The sequence below is a fragment of the Dorea formicigenerans genome (genome assembly GCF_025150245.1).
GTDB lineage: Bacteria > Bacillota > Clostridia > Lachnospirales > Lachnospiraceae > Dorea > Dorea formicigenerans.
Genome location: NZ_CP102279.1, coordinates 1,900,360 through 1,917,870 on the forward strand (window position 1 = coordinate 1,900,360; position 17,511 = coordinate 1,917,870).

Below are 17,511 nucleotides of genomic sequence, written 5' to 3' on the forward strand. Positions count from 1 at the left end.
ATATCATATGATTTCTCGTTACAAATTCCCCGCCAGCGCCATGGTCAGATAATAAATAATCGGAGCTGTAAATATTACACTGTCGAACCGGTCCAGAATTCCACCATGTCCCGGGATCAATTTCCCGTAATCCTTAATCTCATGATTTCTTTTGATTGCAGAAGCAGCCAGATCTCCAACCTGTGAAATCATTCCACCGACTCCGCAAATGATTGCGTATTCCAGAACTCCTGCCTGTGCTCCTGCCCACTGATTCACAGCTAATGCAAATAACACTCCTAGAAGCGCAGCCCCCAGTACGCCACCAATACCACCTTCTACAGATTTCTTTGGGCTGAGTTTTGGTGCCATCTTGTGCTTTCCAAGAAGCATACCGGCACAATATGCACAAGTATCACAGCCCCAGGAACTTAAGAAAATCAACCATACAACTATGCCCCCATCTTCCAGCATGCGTGTCTGATAAATGTAGGACAACATTACTGCTACATAAAACACTCCAAAAAATACAGTCATCACCTGTTCAGATCTGTAATTTGGAAATGTAAATACATATACCGCCATAACTAATACTAAAAACACAATCGTAAAAAGTGTCATATACTGAAGATTCCCAGTATAGAGCAGTACATAATAGGCCACTGTTGCCAGATATCCTGCAAATCCTAAAAGTTTATTCTGAACTTCTATCACTTTATATAATTCTGTCAATCCAATCAGGCTGACAACCGCAAGCAGACCAAAAAGAACATTTCCTCCAGTTCCGACTGTCGCAATCAGCACAATCACCAGTATAATTCCACTTATGAGCCTTGTCTTAAACATCTTATTCCTCCTTCACGCCGCCATAGCGTCTGTCCCTGCGATTATACTGTTCAATTGCCTTCTCCAATTCCTGCTTGGAAAAATCCGGCCATGGAACATCGGTAAAATAAAACTCTGTATAAGCAAGCTGCCACAAAAGATAATTGGACAATCTCTGCTCTCCACTTGTGCGAATCAGAAGGTCAGGATCTGGAATATCGTGTGTATCCAGATACCTTTCTATACATGCCTCATTCACTTCTTCCGGCATAAGTTTTCCTTCTTTTACATCTTCAGCCAACGTGCGTACCGCTCTTGTGATTTCATCACGGCTTCCATAATTGATTGCAATTTGAAAATTCAATCCGCCATTATTTTTCGTTGCCTCTTCAAGCTCCAGAATTCTCTTCTGAATATCTTCATCCAATTTTGTAATATCTCCGATTACACGGACTTTCATATCATTTTTCGCTGCTGTCTTAAGACAGGTTTTCATGTAATTGCGAAGCAGCTTCATCAGAGCATTTACTTCTTCTTTTGGACGATTCCAGTTCTCAGTAGAAAAAGCATATACGGTCAGATATTTTATTCCCATGCACCATGCTTCTTCACAAATCTTCTCTACATTCTTACTTCCCTGTGCATGCCCATAATTACGCGACATTCCTTTTGCCTTTGCCCAGCGTCCGTTACCATCTAGAATAATCGCAACATGCTGTGGTATATTCATAATATTATCCTCCTGCTGACTAAAATTATCTCACACATTTCAAATCTGACACAAATATATTTCAACATTCAAGAATGTCTCGGCATTCTTCTGTGAAAATTTTTTCTTATCAACATTAAATCTTATCAACATTAAATGAGGACAGACCCCTCCTGCATATCTGCCGGGGCTGCCCTCTTCTTTTCATTCCAGACTATACAGTCATAACTTCTTTTGATTTTACTTCAACAGCACTGTCAATCTCTTTAACATACTTATCCGTCATCTTCTGAAGTTCATCTTCCAGATTCTTGATCTCATCTTCAGAAACATCAGAACCTTTCAGCTTCTTAAATGCATCATTTCCATCACGACGGATGTTACGAATTGCAACTTTCGCCGCCTCGCCTTTTTTCTTAACATCTTTTACAAGCTCTTTACGTCGTTCTTCTGTAAGTTCCGGAAAGATCAGTCTTACAGCAGTTCCATCATTTGTCGGATTGATACCCAGATCAGAAACCATGATCGCTTTCTCGATAACTTTGAGCATGCTCTTCTCCCATGGCTGAATCTGAATCATTCTCGGTTCCGGAACAGATACGTTCGCTACCTGTTGGATTGGTGTTGGTGTTCCATAATAATCTACCATAATTCTGTTCAGCACATTCGGATTGGCACGTCCTGCACGAATCGTTCCCATCTCACTGTCCAGACTATCCATTGTCTTCTGCATCTTTGTATCATATACTTTTAATTTCTCATTCATATTGCTATATCCTCCTTATTATACCGTCACTTTTGTTCCTGTAAATGTTCCACTCATTGTCTCTACAATGCTGTTCGGCTCATTCAGTCCGAATACAAGCATCGGCATCTTATTCTCAAGGCACATAATAGAAGCCGTCAGATCTACCGCCATCAGCTTTTTGTCAATAATCTCCTGAATACTAATTTCGTTATATTTCTTTGCCTGTGGATTTACCTTTGGATCACTGTCATAGATTCCATCGATTGCCTTTGCCAAAAGCATTGCATCTGCTTCAATCTCAATAGCACGAAGTACAGCACCTGTATCTGTAGAAAAATACGGGTGTCCGGTTCCTCCTGCAAAGAAAACAACCTTTCCCTGATTCAATGCTTCCACAGCTTTATCTTTTGAAAATAATGTAGTAAATGCACCGCATACGAACGGGGTAAATACTTCTGTCTCCATTCCTGCAAAACGGAAAATATCAGATACGTAAATACAGTTCATAACTGTTGCAAGCATTCCAATCTGATCTGCCTTTACACGGTCAATTGTCTCGCTGGTTCTTCCTCTCCAGAAATTACCTCCACCTGTTACAATTGCTACCTGAACACCGTCATCAACAAGCTGTTTTACCTGCTTTGCGACTCCAATACATGTTGCCTCGTCAAATCCTGTCTTTTTCTCCCCGGCGAGAGCTTCCCCGCTGAGCTTTAACAATACTCTTTTCATAGTTCATTACTCCTTGCGCTACATTTCATACAGTTCATTTTTTTAATATCTGTATGATCTGTTTCGATCATTTCTGTCATCTGGCACTTTACTTACAGACAGACAACATCTCTGTATATTATATCATAAGCATCTGTAAAAAGGAATATCCTAGTGATTATTGATTGAGAAATTGATTTTCTACCATATCCCAGATTTCATCTCTTCCTTGCTTTGTCTGAGAAGAAAATGGAATAATCGTTGTCCCTGGAATCAGTTTCAGTCCTTCTCTTAACACTTTCATCTGCTTCTGTACCTGACTTCTTTTAATCTTGTCAAGTTTCGTTGCTATAATGATTGGATGAAATCCCTGTTCAACAATCCACTGATACATTATTCTGTCATTTTCAGATGGTGCATGCCTGATATCAATCAACAGGAATACTGCTTTCAATTGTGCGGAACTATGAAGATAACGTTCAATCAACTGTCCCCATTTAATTTTTTCCTGTTCAGACACTTTTGCATATCCGTAACCCGGAAGGTCAACAAGATACATTTCATCATTAATACTATAATAATTAATCGTCTGTGTCTTACCCGGAGTCGCTGAAATTCTTGCATAAGATTTCCGGTTCATCAACGCATTGATCAGCGATGATTTTCCTACATTTGATTTTCCCGCAAATGCGATCTCCGGTTTTGTATTCTTTGGCAAAACACTTGTAATTCCACATACTGTTTCAAGATTTACATTTTTAATGACCATCTTCTATCCCTCCTGCTCTTTCAAAAATGCATAATCAAGCACTTCATCCATATGAGATACACTGACTATCTTAAGACCCTTTGTAATCTCTGAAGACATTTCTTCAATATCCCTCTCATTTTCTTTTGGAATCAGAACCATCCGGATCCCGGCATTTTTTGCAGCCAAAAGTTTTTCTTTTAATCCACCGATTGGAAGCACCCTTCCTCTTAGTGTAATCTCACCGGTCATAGCCACATCTGCACGTACCTTTCTTCCTGTCGCAGCTGAAAATATCGCCGTTGCCATTGTAATACCCGCAGATGGTCCATCTTTTGGTACTGCTCCTTCCGGAATATGGATATGTATATCATGTTCTTTGAAGAATTTCTCATCGATTCCATGTTCTTTGCTGACAGAACGTATATAACTGATCCCGGCTCTTGCAGATTCTTTCATTACATCACCAAGCTGACCGGTCAGAAGAATCTCGCCCTCTCCCGGCATCACATTAACCTCAATCTGAAGTGTATCCCCTCCGACACTGGTCCATGCAAGTCCTCGGACAATTCCGACTTCATCCTGCTCATTTACCTTCTGGAACTGGTAAATCTCTTTGCCTAGATAGTGTTCCAGATTACGTTCTGTAATTTTGATACATTTCTTATTATCTTCCAAAATCTCTCTGGCTGACTTTCTGCAGATGCCTCCAATTTTCCTTTCCAATTGACGAACTCCCGCTTCCCTTGTATACACGGTCGCAATTTTTTGAAGTGCTTTCTTACTGATTGAAAGTTGTTCCTCTGAAAGTCCATGACTTTTTAACTGCTTTGGAATCAGATGTCTCTGGGCAATATGAATTTTCTCATTTTCTGTATAACTGTTGATCTCGATTACTTCCATACGGTCAAGAAGTGGCCTTGGAATTGTTTGTAATGTATTAGCTGTCGTAACAAACAGTACTTCCGACAAATCGATTGGAACTTCCAGATAATGATCACGGAACTTGTCATTCTGTTCACTGTCCAGTACTTCCAGAAGTGCAGAAAATGTATCTCCTTTATAGTCATTACTAACTTTATCAATTTCGTCTAAAAGCATCAGTGGATTCTTTACTTTTGCATTTCGAAGTGCTGTCGCAATTCTTCCAGGCATTGCGCCTACGTAAGTCTTGCGATGTCCCCGGATCTCAGCCTCATCACGCACACCACCAAGAGAAATGCGGACATAAGGTCTTCCAAGCGCTTCTGCAAGTGATCTTGCAATAGAGGTCTTACCGGTTCCCGGGGGGCCTGCAAGGCAAAGAATCGGAGTCTGTCCTTTACTTGTGAGGATTCGAACTGCCAGAAATTCCAGTATACGATCTTTTACCTTTTCCAGACCATAATGTTCTTCATCAAGCTTTTCTTTCGCAGCTTTGATATCAAGATTCTCCTCACATCTCTTATTCCACGGCATCTCAAGCATCGTTTCAATATAAGTTCTTACAACACCAGACTCTGCCGGACTTGCCATCTGATTTTTAAATCTTTTAATTTCTTTTGCTAATTTTTCTTTCACTTCACAAGATGCATCTAAATCTTTCACTGCCTGTTCGAATTCCTCCGCATCTGTCTGAAGTGTATCTTCCCCTAGTTCCTCACGAATCAGTTTCATCTCTTCTCTTAAGATATATTCTCTCTGATTCTTATCTACACGCTCTTTTACCTTTTTCTGAAGTTCCTCTTTCACACTGAGTACGCGCATCTCATTGACCACACGAAGAGAAATGTCTTCATACCTCTGAAGAATATCCTGCTCTTCCAGAACTTTTTGGGTATCTTCATAATCCATTGGAAGATTGGCAGCAATTGTATCGACCATGACGCGCAGCGATTTTATCTCTTCGATCATCATAGCAAGTTCTTTTGCAAGCTTTGGATTTTTTGACATATAATCCCTGAACAGTTCACGAAGTCCACGTACCATTCCTTCTTCATTGATTGGATTTTCCAACAGTTCCCTGTCTTCCGGTTTGCAGAAATCCGGCAATATTTTTACCGCGGCCTGAAAATAAGGTTCTTCAGATTCAATCCAGGAAAGACCTGCACGCTGCTCTCCCGATACTAGAACACGTTTCATATTTCCCGGAAGCTTTACAATCTGTTTTACAGTTGCAATACAGCCAATTCTGTAAAGATCTGACTCCTTTGGCTCTTCCACTTCAACTTCCTTCTGCATTACAAGAAATATTTTCTGATCTTTTTTCATGGCCTGTGTGATTGCCTGCACAGATTTTTCACGGCTCACATCAAAATGTGTCACCTGCTCTGGCAGCACTGCAAGTCCACGAAGTGCCACCATTGGCAGACTCATCAACTCATTTTCCATACTGTTTACTCCTATAATTCAAAAATGAGACGGGAACAATTTTACTCGTACCCGCCTCTTTCATTATGCGCTTTGTGTATTCACAGAAGTGTGTTCACACTCTGGTTTTGCTTTTCCTGTCACCACGTCACCGGTGATCCGGCACGTTTTCAGTGTCTCATCGGACGGTGCGCGATACATAATATCCATCATTGTATTTTCCATGATTGCCCGAAGTCCTCTGGCTCCGGTCTTTCTTTTCAATGATATATCTGCAATCTCGTTTAATGCAGAATCGTCAAATACTAATTTCACTCCATCTAGTTCCAAAAGTTTTTGATACTGCTTTACGATTGCATTCTTTGGCTCTGTCAAGATACGGATCAAAGCATCATGATCCAGCATCTCAAGAGATACTGTAACTGGTACACGCCCTACCAGTTCCGGAATCAATCCAAATTTCACAAGATCCTGTGGCAGCACCTGAGCTAACAATTTATCTACATCATCTTCATGCTTCTCTGCAATTTCTGCATTAAATCCGATAGATTTCTGATCAATACGTTTCTCAATAATCTTATCAATTCCTTCAAATGCACCGCCACAGATAAATAAAATATTCGTTGTATCTATCTGTATCAATTCCTGATGTGGATGCTTTCTTCCACCCTGTGGAGGAACATTTGCAACCGTGCCTTCTACAATTTTAAGAAGTGCCTGCTGAACACCTTCTCCAGATACATCTCTTGTAATTGACGGGTTCTCAGATTTTCTTGTAATCTTATCGATCTCATCAAGATAGATAATACCATACTCTGCACGTTCAATATCATAATCTGCAGCCTGAATCAGTTTTAGAAGAATATTTTCCACATCTTCTCCTACATATCCTGCCTCAGTAAGAGCTGTTGCATCAGCTATTGCAAATGGAACATTCAGAATTTTTGCAAGTGACTGGGCAAGAAGTGTCTTACCACACCCTGTCGGACCCAGCATCAGTATATTACTCTTATTCAATTCGACGCCGAGATCTCTCTGTGCCATAATACGCTTGTAGTGATTATATACAGCAACAGAAAGAACCTTTTTTGCCTCATCCTGTCCAATCACATAATCATCAAGAAATTCCTTGATCTCTTCCGGTTTCAAAAGATTGATATCTGAAAACGGAGTCCAGGAATCATTCTCATCATATGCCATCTCTTCTTCTATAATCTCAGAGCATACTTCCACACATTCATCACAGATATAAGTATCATTCGGTCCTGCAATCAATTTTTTCACCTGAGCCTGTGACTTATTACAAAATGAACACCTTATCTGATCATCATTTCTTCCCAATATTCTACACCTCATTAAAGAATAGGGAACATATCTGTTCCCTATCGTCTTGTAATTACTTCATCGATTAATCCAAATGCTTTGGCTTCCTCAGCGGACATAAAATTATCTCTGTCAGTCTCTCTGCTAATGACCTCCAGCGGCTGTCCTGTATTCTCTGCAAGAATCCGGTTCAATCTCTCACGAGTCTTCAGGATATGCTCTGCTGCAATCTGAATTTCAGTTGCCTGACCCTGAGCTCCTCCAGATGGCTGATGAATCATAATCTCGGAATTTGGAAGGGCAAGTCTCTTTCCTTTTGTACCTCCGGCCAGAAGGAATGATCCCATGCTTGCTGCCATACCGATACAGATTGTCTCAATATCACATTTGATATACTGCATAGTATCATAAATTGCCAGACCTGCAGATACAGATCCGCCCGGACTGTTAATGTACAGATGAATATCCTTTTCCGGATCCTCTGCTTCCAGGAAAAGAAGCTGCGCAATTGCTACACTCGCTGATGCATCTGTAACTTCTTCTCCAAAAAATATAATTCTGTCCTTTAATAATCTTGAATAGATATCATAGGAACGCTCTCCTCTGCTTGTCTGTTCAATGACATAAGGTACTAAACTCATACATATGCCTCCCTATTATATTTCAGTGACTTATTATTTCTCTACAGCGTTCTCAACAAGGAAATCAATTGCTTCCTGAACAGCCATATCGTCTTTCATCTGCTGTTTCTCAGCCTCTCCTACAAGCTCTTTAAGTTTTTCAACTTCCATATCGTAAGACTTAGCCATCTCAGCTAACTTCTCATCGATCTTCTCGTCAGAAATCTCAATATTCTCAGCTTTTGCAATTGCCTCGAGAACAAGACGTGTCTTAATGTTCTTCTCTGCTGATGGAAGCATCTGCTCCATCATCTTGTCTGCTGTCATTCCTGTGAACTGTGCATACTGCTCCATTGTCAGTCCCTGTGACATCAGATTCTGAGCAAAATTATCCATCTGCTGGCGCGCCTGTGTCTTGATCATAAGTTCAGGAATCTCCATTGTTGCATTCTCGATAGCTTTTGCGATTACCTGATCTTCTTTTTTTGCTTTTCCTTCTTTAGCTTTTTCTTCTTTAATCTTAGCTTTTACATCAGCCTTGTACTCATCTAATGTATCAAACTTAGATACTTCTGCTGCGAATTCATCATCAATCTCTGGAAGCTCTTTCTCTTTGATCTCATGTACTGTACATTTGAATACAGCATCTTTTCCCTGAAGGTTCTCTGCGTGATACTCCTCCGGGAATGTAACTTTAACTTCTACTTCTTTCTCTGCCTCTACTCCGATAAGCTGATCCTCGAATCCTGGAATAAATGTTCCGGAACCAATTGTAAGAGAATAGTTCTCTCCTTTTCCGCCCTCGAATGCTTCTCCGTCAACAAATCCTTCAAAATCAAGAACAACTTCATCTCCGTCTTTAACCGGACGTCCTTCTACTGTAACTGTTCTTGCGTTCTTTCCTGCCTCTTCCTGGATCTTAGCGTCAACTTCTTTCTGTGTTACGCGTGTAGATACTTTATCTACCTCAAGTCCTTTGTACTCTCCAAGAGTAACCTCCGGTCTTGTAGCAACAAGTGCTGTGAAGATGAACGGTTTTCCTTTCTCGATCTGTGTAATATCAATCTCCGGCTGAGATACGATCTGAAGATCACACTCATCATAAGCCTCTGAGTAAGCCTGTGGAATCAGAGCATTCGCTGCATCTTCATAGAATACATCTGCTCCATACATCTTCTCAACCATCTGACGCGGAACTTTTCCTTTACGGAATCCTGGCATACTGATTTTATTTTTCTGTTTCTTGTATGCGTTCTGAAGTGCTTTTTCTAATTCATCAGCAGAAACTTCGATTGTGAGTTTCGCCATATTTTTTTCTAATTTTTCTACCTGTAAACTCATTTACCCTTTTCCTCCTATTTCTATCCCCCTTGCATGGGCAATCCGCAAAAGGGCATATTACATTGCATTCACTCAAGAAGTATATCACAAACATTTCCAAATATCCAGTTCGATTTTACGGATATTGCGTTTTTTTATAAGGTTTTCATAAATTATCTCTGATATACAATAGAATCTGCAATTTCTACTGCTTTTTCCTCGCTGATAAGCACTTCGATCAGTTTCAGTGCAAAATCAATTGCAGTTCCAACTCCCTGACTTGTAATGATATTTTCGTCAGTTGCTACTGGTGCTCCGGTCAGATATGCATCTTCAATCTCACTTTCCATGTCTGGATAGCAAGTCGCTCTCTTTCCTTTTAAAAGTCCCATATCTGCGAGAATTGTCGGTGCCGCACAAATTGCTGCCACATATCTTCCGTCGTCATATGCTTCTTGAACTGCCTTTCTGACATTCTCATCTTCTTTCAGATTCGTTGTTCCCGGCATTCCACCCGGAAGCACGATCATATCGGATTCTTTAAAATCAATCTCTGTGATCAGATCCTCTGTCTGCACAGGTATTCCATGTGCTCCGCGCACTGTATAATCATCTGTAATTGATACTGTATCCACATACACTTTTGCTCTTCGAAGCAGATCTACTACCGTCAGAGCCTCAATCTCTTCAAATCCATCTGCTAATAATACAGTTACTTTTTTCATACTAAATTTCATAACGGATCTCTCCTTTTCTTATTTTTCTTGACTCATTTTCTTAATAGTAACACTGTTTACTTTTTGTGTAAACTGAATTATGATTATGCCATGGAGGTATTATAATATGGAAATAGAACGCAAATATCTTATTGATACTCTTCCGGAAGATTATCAGGATTATCCCTGTCGTCACATCGAACAGGCTTATCTGAACACGGATCCGGTTATTCGTATCCGGAAGGACAATAATAAACATGAACTCACTTATAAATCAAAAGGTCTCATGGCAAGAGAAGAATATAATCTGCCACTTGATGAAGCTTCATATCAGCATCTGCTCACAAAGATTGACGGACGTCTCATCAGAAAAAAACGTTATATGATTCCACTCAATGATTCTCTAACTATTGAATTAGATGTCTTTGAAGACGATCTGGCTCCACTGCTTCTGGCTGAAGTAGAATTTCCAGATGAAGCTTCGGCACTCTCTTTCACACCACCAGAATGGTTTGGAACAGATGTTACATTCTCCAGCGAATATCACAACAGTACTCTTAGTTTAAAATAGTCTGATTATATTGTTAATTTTATTTAAAAGCAACACATTGTTGCTTTTTCTTATTTTGCGACATTTTGGCGCATATTCTTTTATTTATTGAACAAATTGTTATGATGTAAACATATTTTTGATTCAATGGAGGAAACATCAATGGCCAATATCCAATTGACCGAGAATCTTCGTATTCTGCGTGAGCGAAGTAATCTTAAGCAGGATGAATTTAGCAGATATCTGAATATTTCTCGTCAGACATATTCCAATTACGAGCGTGGCACACGCACCCCTGATCTGGAATTACTCAAATCAATTGCTGACTTTTATCATATTACCATTGATGAACTTTTATTCTGTAACGGCTACAAGATTCCTCTGTATTCCATGCAGCCCGATAGAATTTCCGAGGGCGAAATTCCGTATATTAAATGCAAAAAATCCGATAATATCATCTATCTCACCGATGAAGAGCTAAAGCTTTTACTTCTTTTTCGTGCTGCTTCTGACGAAGTGAGACAGATTATTACCGGCTTTCTTGCAAATTCAAATAATCAGGAAGAATAACAGATTGGGAAGAAATCCCATCTGTTATTCTTCCATGATAAATTCATCATGTACTGCATTCATAGCTTTGTCAATATCTTTCTCAGCTACGAGTACTGTAATCCGAATTTCTGATGTTGAAATCATGTTGATATTGACTCTGGAATTGTACAGCGCCTCGAACATTCTGGATGCAACTCCCGGATTGCTCATCATTCCTGCTCCTACAACAGATAATTTTGCCACATCTTTGTTGTATGTAATATCCTTAATCGTAAGTCTTTCTTTATTCTTATCCAGAACTTCTAACGCATGTTCAAGATCATCCGAAGCAACAGTAAAGGAAATATCTTTTGTCCCCTCGCGTCCTACAGACTGTAAAATAATATCTACATTAATGTTATTGGCTGCCAGTGTATCAAATACACTAAAAGCTGTCCCTGGTTTGTCTTCTACTCCGATTACAGAGATTCTTGCTGTATTTTTATCTGCTGCAACTCCTGTTACTAACAGTTTTTCCATTCCTGTTCCCTCCCCTACTACGGTTCCTTCTGTCTGATTGAGACTAGATCTGACTACCAGCTCTACATTGTATTTTTTTGCCATCTCGACTGAACGGTTGTGAAGTACTTTCGCTCCAAGGCTCGCCAGCTCCAGCATCTCATCATAAGTAATAAAATCTAATTTTTTTGCATTCTTTACAATTCTCGGATCAGCTGTAAAGACTCCATCAACATCTGTATAAATCTCACATTTGTCTGCATGAAGTACCGCAGCAAGCGCAACTGCAGTTGTGTCTGAACCACCTCGTCCAAGTGTTGTAATATCGTCATACTTATTCACACCCTGGAATCCTGTTACGATCACAATCTTTCTGGAATCCAGTTCATGTCTGATACGCTTAGTATCTACACGTTTAAATCTTGCATTTCCATAACGTGATGTTGCATGCATCGCAACCTGGAATGCATTTAGAGATACCGCTGGCACATCCAGTGCCTGCATAGCCATAGCCATCAATGATACTGACACTTGTTCTCCTGTTGTCAAAAGCATATCCAACTCACGCTTCTTTGCATCTGGGTTGATGGAATTTGCAAGTTCAATCAGCTCATCTGTTGTATCTCCCATCGCAGAAAGCACGACTACCACATCATGCCCTGCTTTATAGTCTTCAATGCAGCGTCTTGCCACATTAAATATTCGTTCTTTATTGGCAACAGAAGTCCCGCCAAATTTTTTAACGATCAGCATAGTTTCTCCCTTTCCCTAATCTTCAATACGAATCATATGAAGAATCTGGTCTTCATAACTCTTCGCTCTTGTATCATAATCACCTTCCATCATGATTGGAGTCACAAATCCAAACTCTCCGTCCAGACCGTCAACCTTCACGATTTCAACATCCCCAAAGGAATAACGGATATCTTCAATCTTCTCCTCCACGTTCCCTTTCATACGGATAAAGAATCGTCTCTTCATGGAAGATTTATCTTCCAGACGGAGTTTCTCTTCTTTCCACATAGTCATCACATTGCGGTTCAGGTTCTTAGCCGCTTCCACAACATCGGATACAACAGCACTTGCTGTTGGAAGTTTTCCTGCCCCGCTTCCATAGAACATCGCATCTCCCAAGACATTTCCATGAACGAAAATTGCATTGAAAACACCATTTACATTGTAAAGCGGGTGATCCGGATAAAGCATGCAAGGTGCGACCATCGCGCCAAGTCTTCCGGCATGTGTCTTGCTGGAAGCCAAAAGCTTGATTGTAGTTCCCATAGCCTTTGCATATCTCATATCTTCTACTGTAATCTTTGTAATTCCTTCACAGTAAATATCTTCAAAATCTACCTGCTGACCGGAAATCAGAGATGACAAAATTGCAATCTTTCTGCAGGCATCGTATCCTTCTACATCTGCCTCCGGATTTCGCTCTGCATATCCGTTATCCTGTGCTTCCTTTAATACAGAAGCATAATCTGCTCCTTCATAGAACATCTTCGTCAACATATAATTCGTCGTGCCATTGAGGATTCCGGTAATTTCTTCAATCTCATCTGCTGTCAGTGAAGAATTAAGCGGACGGATAATCGGAATACCACCGCCTACACTCGCCTCAAACAGAAAATTTATGTTCTTTTCTTTTGCAATAGAAAGCAATTCTGCACCGTGCTTTGCCACAAGTGCCTTATTGGAAGTTACGACACATTTTCCGGCAAGAAGGCTTCTTTTCACAAAGGTATACGCTGGTTCGATTCCTCCCATGACTTCCACAACGATCTGGATCTCATCATCAGAGATAATTGTCTCAAAATCATGAATTACTTTTTCCTGTATCGGATCTTCTGGAAAATTCCTGATGTCCAACACATATTTTACATTCAGTGCATCCCCGATTCTCTGGGCAATGCGCTCACCATTGGTATCAATAACTTCCACGACACCTGAACCAACTGTACCATACCCCATCACTGCTATATTTATCATACCGTTCCTCCCTTTTCACCGCCTGATACATATTTTAAATAGGCGTTTATAAACATATCAAGATCTCCGTCAAGAACCGCCGTAACATTGCCATTTTCCACATTCGTTCTGTGGTCTTTTACCAACGTGTATGGCTGCATAACATAGGACCTTATCTGATTACCGAATCCGATGTCTTTTACTTCTCCCCGGATATCTGATACTTTTTCTGCCTGTTCCTGCTCCTGCAGCAGCTTTAATTTTGCCTTCAACATCTGCATAGCTTTTTCTTTATTATGATGCTGTGACCTTTCATTCTGGCATTGAACTACAATTCCTGTCGGCAAATGCGTGATTCGGATTGCAGAAGATGTCTTATTGACATGTTGTCCGCCAGCCCCGCTTGCACGATAGGTATCAATTTTCAGATCATCCTCTAAAATATCAATATCAATGTCTTCTTCAATATCCGGCACCACATCGCAGGAAGCAAAAGAAGTCTGTCTCTTTCCCGCTGAATTAAATGGCGAAATTCTCACAAGCCGATGTACACCTTTTTCTGATTTCAGATAGCCATAGGCATTGTCTCCAACTACTTCAAATGTAATATTTTTTATTCCGGTAATATCTCCATCCAGATAGTCCAGTACCTGAACCGAAAATCCTTTTGTCTGAAACCACCTGGTATACATACGGTACAGCATGTTCACCCAGTCACATGCCTCCGTTCCGCCTGTTCCGGCATGTAATGTCATAATCGCATTGCAGGAATCATATTCTCCTGATAACAATGTCTCAATTCTGAGTTTTTCAAAATCTTCCTCAAAATGAGCAATATCCTTTTCAATTTCCTTCACCATCGAGCGGTCTTCCTCTTCATCAACCATCTCAATCAGTGTACAGATATCATCATACTCCGAATATAATGCATGGATCACTTTCAAATGTTCCTGAAGATCTTTTAATTCTTTCATGATTTTTTGTGATTCTTCCGGCGCATCCCAGAATCCCGGTTCTTCTATCTTACGTTCCAGTTCCTCAACCCTGTTCTCTTTGCCGGAAATGTCAAAGTGAATCCCTCATTTCGGCAAGAGGTTCTTCATAGGAGTTCATAATTCCCTTATACTGTTCTAATTCAATCACACTGCCTCACCTCTTTCTTTTTTATATTTTTAACTTACTGCATAACGACATCTCTCCCGTCACTTTTCGCAACGGGAGATTCATCCCTTTTTAGATTTGTCTGTTATTTATTTCTTCCACAGCACTGTTTGTACTTCTTACCACTTCCACATGGGCAAGGGTCATTTGGATAGACCTTCTTGTTTTCCCGCTTCTTCGGCTCACGAAGAGCTGTGTCATCTTTATTGGTTCCAGTTACTTTTGCGACCTGCTCACGCTCAGCTTTCTGCTCGATTCTTACATGCATCAAAGTTCTGACTGTTGTCTCTGTAATTGCCTGAGTCATCTCGCCGAACATATCATATCCAAGCATCTTATACTCAACCTTCGGGTCACGGTTACCGTAAGCCTGAAGACCGATTCCCTGACGGAGCTGATCCATATCGTCAATATGATCCATCCATTTTGCATCAATAACTTTCAAAAGCACGACACGTTCCAGCTCACGGATATGCTCCGGCTCCGGGAACTCTGCTTCTTTTGCTTCATACGCTTTTGCTGCGCGCTCTTTTAACAGATGCTTCAGCTCTTTCTGTCCCATACCTTTGACATCATCCGGTGTTACCGGTGCCATCGGAATGACCGCTCCTATTACACGGTTCAGTTCAATCAGATCCCAGTCCTCATAGTCCTGATCTACTGAAACTTCAGCATCTACAGTATTCTCAATGTAATCGTTAATCATATGGAAGATGGAATCACGCATATTCTCGCCATCCAGCACACGTCTTCTCTCTTCGTAGATGATTTCTCTCTGCTCATTCATAACCTGGTCGTACTCTAACAGATTCTTACGAATTGCAAAGTTATTGCTCTCAATCTTCTGCTGAGCTTTCTCAATCGCACTGGAAAGCATCTTATGCTCGATCTGCTCGCCTTCTTCTACTCCAAGCGTCTCAAACACCTGCATCAGTCTCTCAGAACCGAACAGTCTCATCAGGTCATCTTCCAAAGAAATGTAGAATCTAGATTCTCCCGGATCCCCCTGACGGCCGGAACGGCCACGTAACTGGTTATCAATACGTCTGGATTCGTGACGCTCAGTACCGATGATCTTTAATCCACCGGCTTCTCTTGACTCATCATCCAGCTTGATATCTGTACCACGGCCGGCCATATTCGTTGCGATTGTGACCGCATCGTGAATACCTGCCTGCGCCACGATCTCAGCCTCCAGCTCATGATACTTAGCATTCAATACATTATGCTTAATTCCTCTTCGTTTGAGCATACTGCTTAAAAGTTCAGAAGTCTCAATTGTAATTGTACCAACAAGCACTGGCTGATGATTTGCATGCGCTTTTTCAATTTCATCACATACTGCATTGAATTTTTCTTTCTTTGTCTTATATACGGCATCTTCCAAGTCTTTTCTCGCAACCGGACGATTAGTCGGAATCTCAATTACATCCATTCCATAAATCTCACGGAACTCCTTCTCCTCAGTAAGGGCTGTACCTGTCATACCGGCTTTCTTCTCAAATTTGTTAAACAAGTTCTGGAAAGTAATGGTTGCCAATGTCTTACTTTCTCTCTTAACCTTCACATGCTCTTTTGCTTCGATTGCCTGATGAAGTCCGTCTGAATAACGGCGTCCCGGCATAATACGTCCGGTAAACTCGTCAACGATGAGTACTTCATCGTCTTTTACAACATAATCCTGGTCACGGAACATCAGATTATGTGCACGCAGCGCAAGGATAATATTATGCTGGATTTCCAGGTTTTCCGGATCAGCCAGGTTCTCAATATGAAAGAACTTTTCAACTTTCTTTACACCATCTTCTGTCAGGTTGATATTCTTCTCTTTTTCATTGACGATAAAATCACCAGTCTCTTCAATATCCTCGCCCATAATGGCATTCATCTTACTGAATTCACCACTCGCCTCGCCTTTTTCCAACTGACGCGCAAGAATATCGCATGCTTCATATAGCTTGGTAGATTTATCACTCTGACCGGAAATGATCAGTGGTGTTCTCGCCTCATCAATCAATACGGAATCGACCTCATCGATGATAGCATATTTCAGTCCACGCTGAACGAGCTGCTCTTTATAAATAACCATGTTATCTCTCAGATAATCAAATCCGAGTTCGTTGTTCGTTACATAAGTAATATCGCAATTGTATGCAGCACGTCTCTCATCATTATCCATGCTATTCAATACAACTCCGACAGTCAGTCCCAGGAACTCATGAACCTGTCCCATCCACTCAGCATCACGCTTTGCCAGATAGTCGTTGACTGTTACAATATGCACCCCCTCACCGGTCAATGCATTCAAATAAGCCGGAAGTGTAGAAACCAGTGTCTTACCTTCACCAGTCTTCATCTCAGAAATACGTCCCTGATGAAGAATAATTCCTCCGATCAACTGTACTCTGTAATGCTTCATGCCAAGTGTACGTCCTGCCGCCTCACGCACAACTGCAAACGCCTCCGGCAGAATATCATCCAGTGTCTCTGTGCCTTTCAGACGGCTCTTAAATTCCTGTGTCTTATTCTTAAGCTCCTCGTCGGAAAGCTGCTCCATCTGCGGCCCCAACGCTTCAATCTCATCTACAATGGGATAGATACGCTTTAACTCATTTTCACTATGTGTTCCAAAAATTTTTTGCAATAAGCCCATATCTATACATTACTCCTTGTCCGTAAATTTACTCAGTATCCATTCTATCACTATCAAGAATGCAATTCAACCAATTTACAA

General features: G+C 40.8%; 16 protein-coding genes. 2 read left to right on the plus strand and 14 right to left on the minus strand.

The annotated features are described in order from the left end of the window. Positions 1–18: 18 nt before the first annotated feature. The 10 genes from NQ560_RS09275 to NQ560_RS09320 all read right to left on the minus strand — a co-directional run bounded on the left by NQ560_RS09275 (position 19) and on the right by NQ560_RS09320 (position 10,069). The gene (locus tag NQ560_RS09275) at positions 19–825 is read right to left on the minus strand and encodes a phosphatidate cytidylyltransferase (RefSeq protein ID WP_005331297.1); all 807 of its coding nucleotides are present in this window, start codon (positions 823–825) and stop codon (positions 19–21) included. A gap of 1 nt (position 826) precedes the next feature. Further along, entirely contained in the window at positions 827–1,537 is a 711-nt protein-coding gene (locus tag NQ560_RS09280) for an isoprenyl transferase (protein ID WP_330371150.1), read from the minus strand. Between the two features lie 190 nt (positions 1,538–1,727). Beyond that, the gene (frr, locus tag NQ560_RS09285; RefSeq protein ID WP_005331304.1) at positions 1,728–2,279 is read right to left on the minus strand and encodes a ribosome recycling factor; all 552 of its coding nucleotides are present in this window, start codon (positions 2,277–2,279) and stop codon (positions 1,728–1,730) included. An 18-nt stretch (positions 2,280–2,297) separates the two neighbouring features. After that, positions 2,298–2,993 (minus strand): UMP kinase, encoded by a 696-nt coding sequence (gene pyrH, locus NQ560_RS09290; protein WP_005331308.1) that lies wholly within the window; start codon positions 2,991–2,993, stop codon positions 2,298–2,300. 157 nt (positions 2,994–3,150) lie between these two features. Beyond that, positions 3,151–3,741 carry a ribosome biogenesis GTP-binding protein YihA/YsxC gene (gene yihA / locus NQ560_RS09295; protein ID WP_005331324.1) on the minus strand — a complete coding sequence of 197 codons (591 nt, stop codon included), beginning with the start codon at positions 3,739–3,741 and terminating at the stop codon, positions 3,151–3,153. A 3-nt stretch (positions 3,742–3,744) separates the two neighbouring features. Next, positions 3,745–6,090, minus strand: a complete 2,346-nt coding sequence (gene lon / locus NQ560_RS09300; RefSeq protein WP_005331325.1) for an endopeptidase La — start codon at positions 6,088–6,090, stop codon at positions 3,745–3,747. A 63-nt stretch (positions 6,091–6,153) separates the two neighbouring features. Further along, the gene (gene clpX / locus NQ560_RS09305; protein ID WP_005331326.1) at positions 6,154–7,425 is read right to left on the minus strand and encodes an ATP-dependent Clp protease ATP-binding subunit ClpX; all 1,272 of its coding nucleotides are present in this window, start codon (positions 7,423–7,425) and stop codon (positions 6,154–6,156) included. 26 nt (positions 7,426–7,451) lie between these two features. Then, positions 7,452–8,033, minus strand: a complete 582-nt coding sequence (clpP, locus tag NQ560_RS09310) for an ATP-dependent Clp endopeptidase proteolytic subunit ClpP (protein ID WP_005331327.1) — start codon at positions 8,031–8,033, stop codon at positions 7,452–7,454. Between the two features lie 33 nt (positions 8,034–8,066). Next, positions 8,067–9,353, minus strand: a complete 1,287-nt coding sequence (tig, locus tag NQ560_RS09315; RefSeq protein WP_005331329.1) for a trigger factor — start codon at positions 9,351–9,353, stop codon at positions 8,067–8,069. 152 nt (positions 9,354–9,505) lie between these two features. Continuing rightward, positions 9,506–10,069 carry a DJ-1 family glyoxalase III gene (locus NQ560_RS09320; RefSeq protein WP_005331330.1) on the minus strand — a complete coding sequence of 188 codons (564 nt, stop codon included), beginning with the start codon at positions 10,067–10,069 and terminating at the stop codon, positions 9,506–9,508. 106 nt (positions 10,070–10,175) lie between these two features. Between NQ560_RS09320 and NQ560_RS09325 the strand changes: the two genes are divergently transcribed. Together NQ560_RS09325 and NQ560_RS09330 are read left to right on the plus strand one after the other, a co-directional pair. Beyond that, the gene (locus tag NQ560_RS09325; protein WP_005339758.1) at positions 10,176–10,619 is read left to right on the plus strand and encodes a CYTH domain-containing protein; all 444 of its coding nucleotides are present in this window, start codon (positions 10,176–10,178) and stop codon (positions 10,617–10,619) included. A 141-nt stretch (positions 10,620–10,760) separates the two neighbouring features. Further along, positions 10,761–11,168 (plus strand): helix-turn-helix domain-containing protein, encoded by a 408-nt coding sequence (locus tag NQ560_RS09330; protein ID WP_040015310.1) that lies wholly within the window; start codon positions 10,761–10,763, stop codon positions 11,166–11,168. Positions 11,169–11,192: 24 nt separating this feature from the next. On the opposite strand, the gene NQ560_RS09335 is transcribed toward NQ560_RS09330, so the two are convergent. The 4 genes from NQ560_RS09335 to secA form a co-directional block, all read right to left on the minus strand. Next, positions 11,193–12,401 (minus strand): aspartate kinase, encoded by a 1,209-nt coding sequence (locus NQ560_RS09335; RefSeq protein WP_005331335.1) that lies wholly within the window; start codon positions 12,399–12,401, stop codon positions 11,193–11,195. A 15-nt stretch (positions 12,402–12,416) separates the two neighbouring features. After that, complete coding sequence (locus tag NQ560_RS09340; RefSeq protein ID WP_005331336.1) at positions 12,417–13,637, minus strand: homoserine dehydrogenase; 1,221 nt, start codon at positions 13,635–13,637, stop codon at positions 12,417–12,419. Next, a protein-coding gene (gene prfB / locus NQ560_RS09345) for a peptide chain release factor 2 (protein WP_118359504.1) occupies positions 13,634–14,759 on the minus strand; the annotation gives its coding sequence in 2 pieces (ribosomal slippage) (positions 13,634–14,683 and positions 14,685–14,759; 1,125 coding nt in all). Before prfB ends, NQ560_RS09340 begins: the two co-directional genes overlap by 4 nt. 103 nt (positions 14,760–14,862) lie before the next feature. Beyond that, a complete protein-coding gene (secA, locus tag NQ560_RS09350) occupies positions 14,863–17,430 on the minus strand; it encodes a preprotein translocase subunit SecA (protein WP_005331339.1) in 2,568 nt (855 codons plus the stop codon). Positions 17,431–17,511: the final 81 nt, after the last annotated feature.

Bases quoted from the DNA above. Each gene is read 5' to 3' on its own strand.
- NQ560_RS09275 (WP_005331297.1), bottom strand. From the start codon at position 825: ATGTTTAAGACAAGGCTCATAAGTGGAATTATACTGGTGATTGTGCTG.
- frr (WP_005331304.1), bottom strand. From the start codon at position 2,279: ATGAATGAGAAATTAAAAGTATATGATACAAAGATGCAGAAGACAATG.
- pyrH (WP_005331308.1), bottom strand. From the start codon at position 2,993: ATGAAAAGAGTATTGTTAAAGCTCAGCGGGGAAGCTCTCGCCGGGGAG.
- yihA (WP_005331324.1), bottom strand. From the start codon at position 3,741: ATGGTCATTAAAAATGTAAATCTTGAAACAGTATGTGGAATTACAAGT.
- lon (WP_005331325.1), bottom strand. From the start codon at position 6,090: ATGGAAAATGAGTTGATGAGTCTGCCAATGGTGGCACTTCGTGGACTT.
- clpX (WP_005331326.1), bottom strand. From the start codon at position 7,425: ATGAGGTGTAGAATATTGGGAAGAAATGATGATCAGATAAGGTGTTCA.
- clpP (WP_005331327.1), bottom strand. From the start codon at position 8,033: ATGAGTTTAGTACCTTATGTCATTGAACAGACAAGCAGAGGAGAGCGT.
- tig (WP_005331329.1), bottom strand. From the start codon at position 9,353: ATGAGTTTACAGGTAGAAAAATTAGAAAAAAATATGGCGAAACTCACA.
- NQ560_RS09320 (WP_005331330.1), bottom strand. From the start codon at position 10,069: ATGAAATTTAGTATGAAAAAAGTAACTGTATTATTAGCAGATGGATTT.
- NQ560_RS09325 (WP_005339758.1), top strand. From the start codon at position 10,176: ATGGAAATAGAACGCAAATATCTTATTGATACTCTTCCGGAAGATTAT.
- NQ560_RS09330 (WP_040015310.1), top strand. From the start codon at position 10,761: ATGGCCAATATCCAATTGACCGAGAATCTTCGTATTCTGCGTGAGCGA.
- NQ560_RS09335 (WP_005331335.1), bottom strand. From the start codon at position 12,401: ATGCTGATCGTTAAAAAATTTGGCGGGACTTCTGTTGCCAATAAAGAA.
- NQ560_RS09340 (WP_005331336.1), bottom strand. From the start codon at position 13,637: ATGATAAATATAGCAGTGATGGGGTATGGTACAGTTGGTTCAGGTGTC.
- secA (WP_005331339.1), bottom strand. From the start codon at position 17,430: ATGGGCTTATTGCAAAAAATTTTTGGAACACATAGTGAAAATGAGTTA.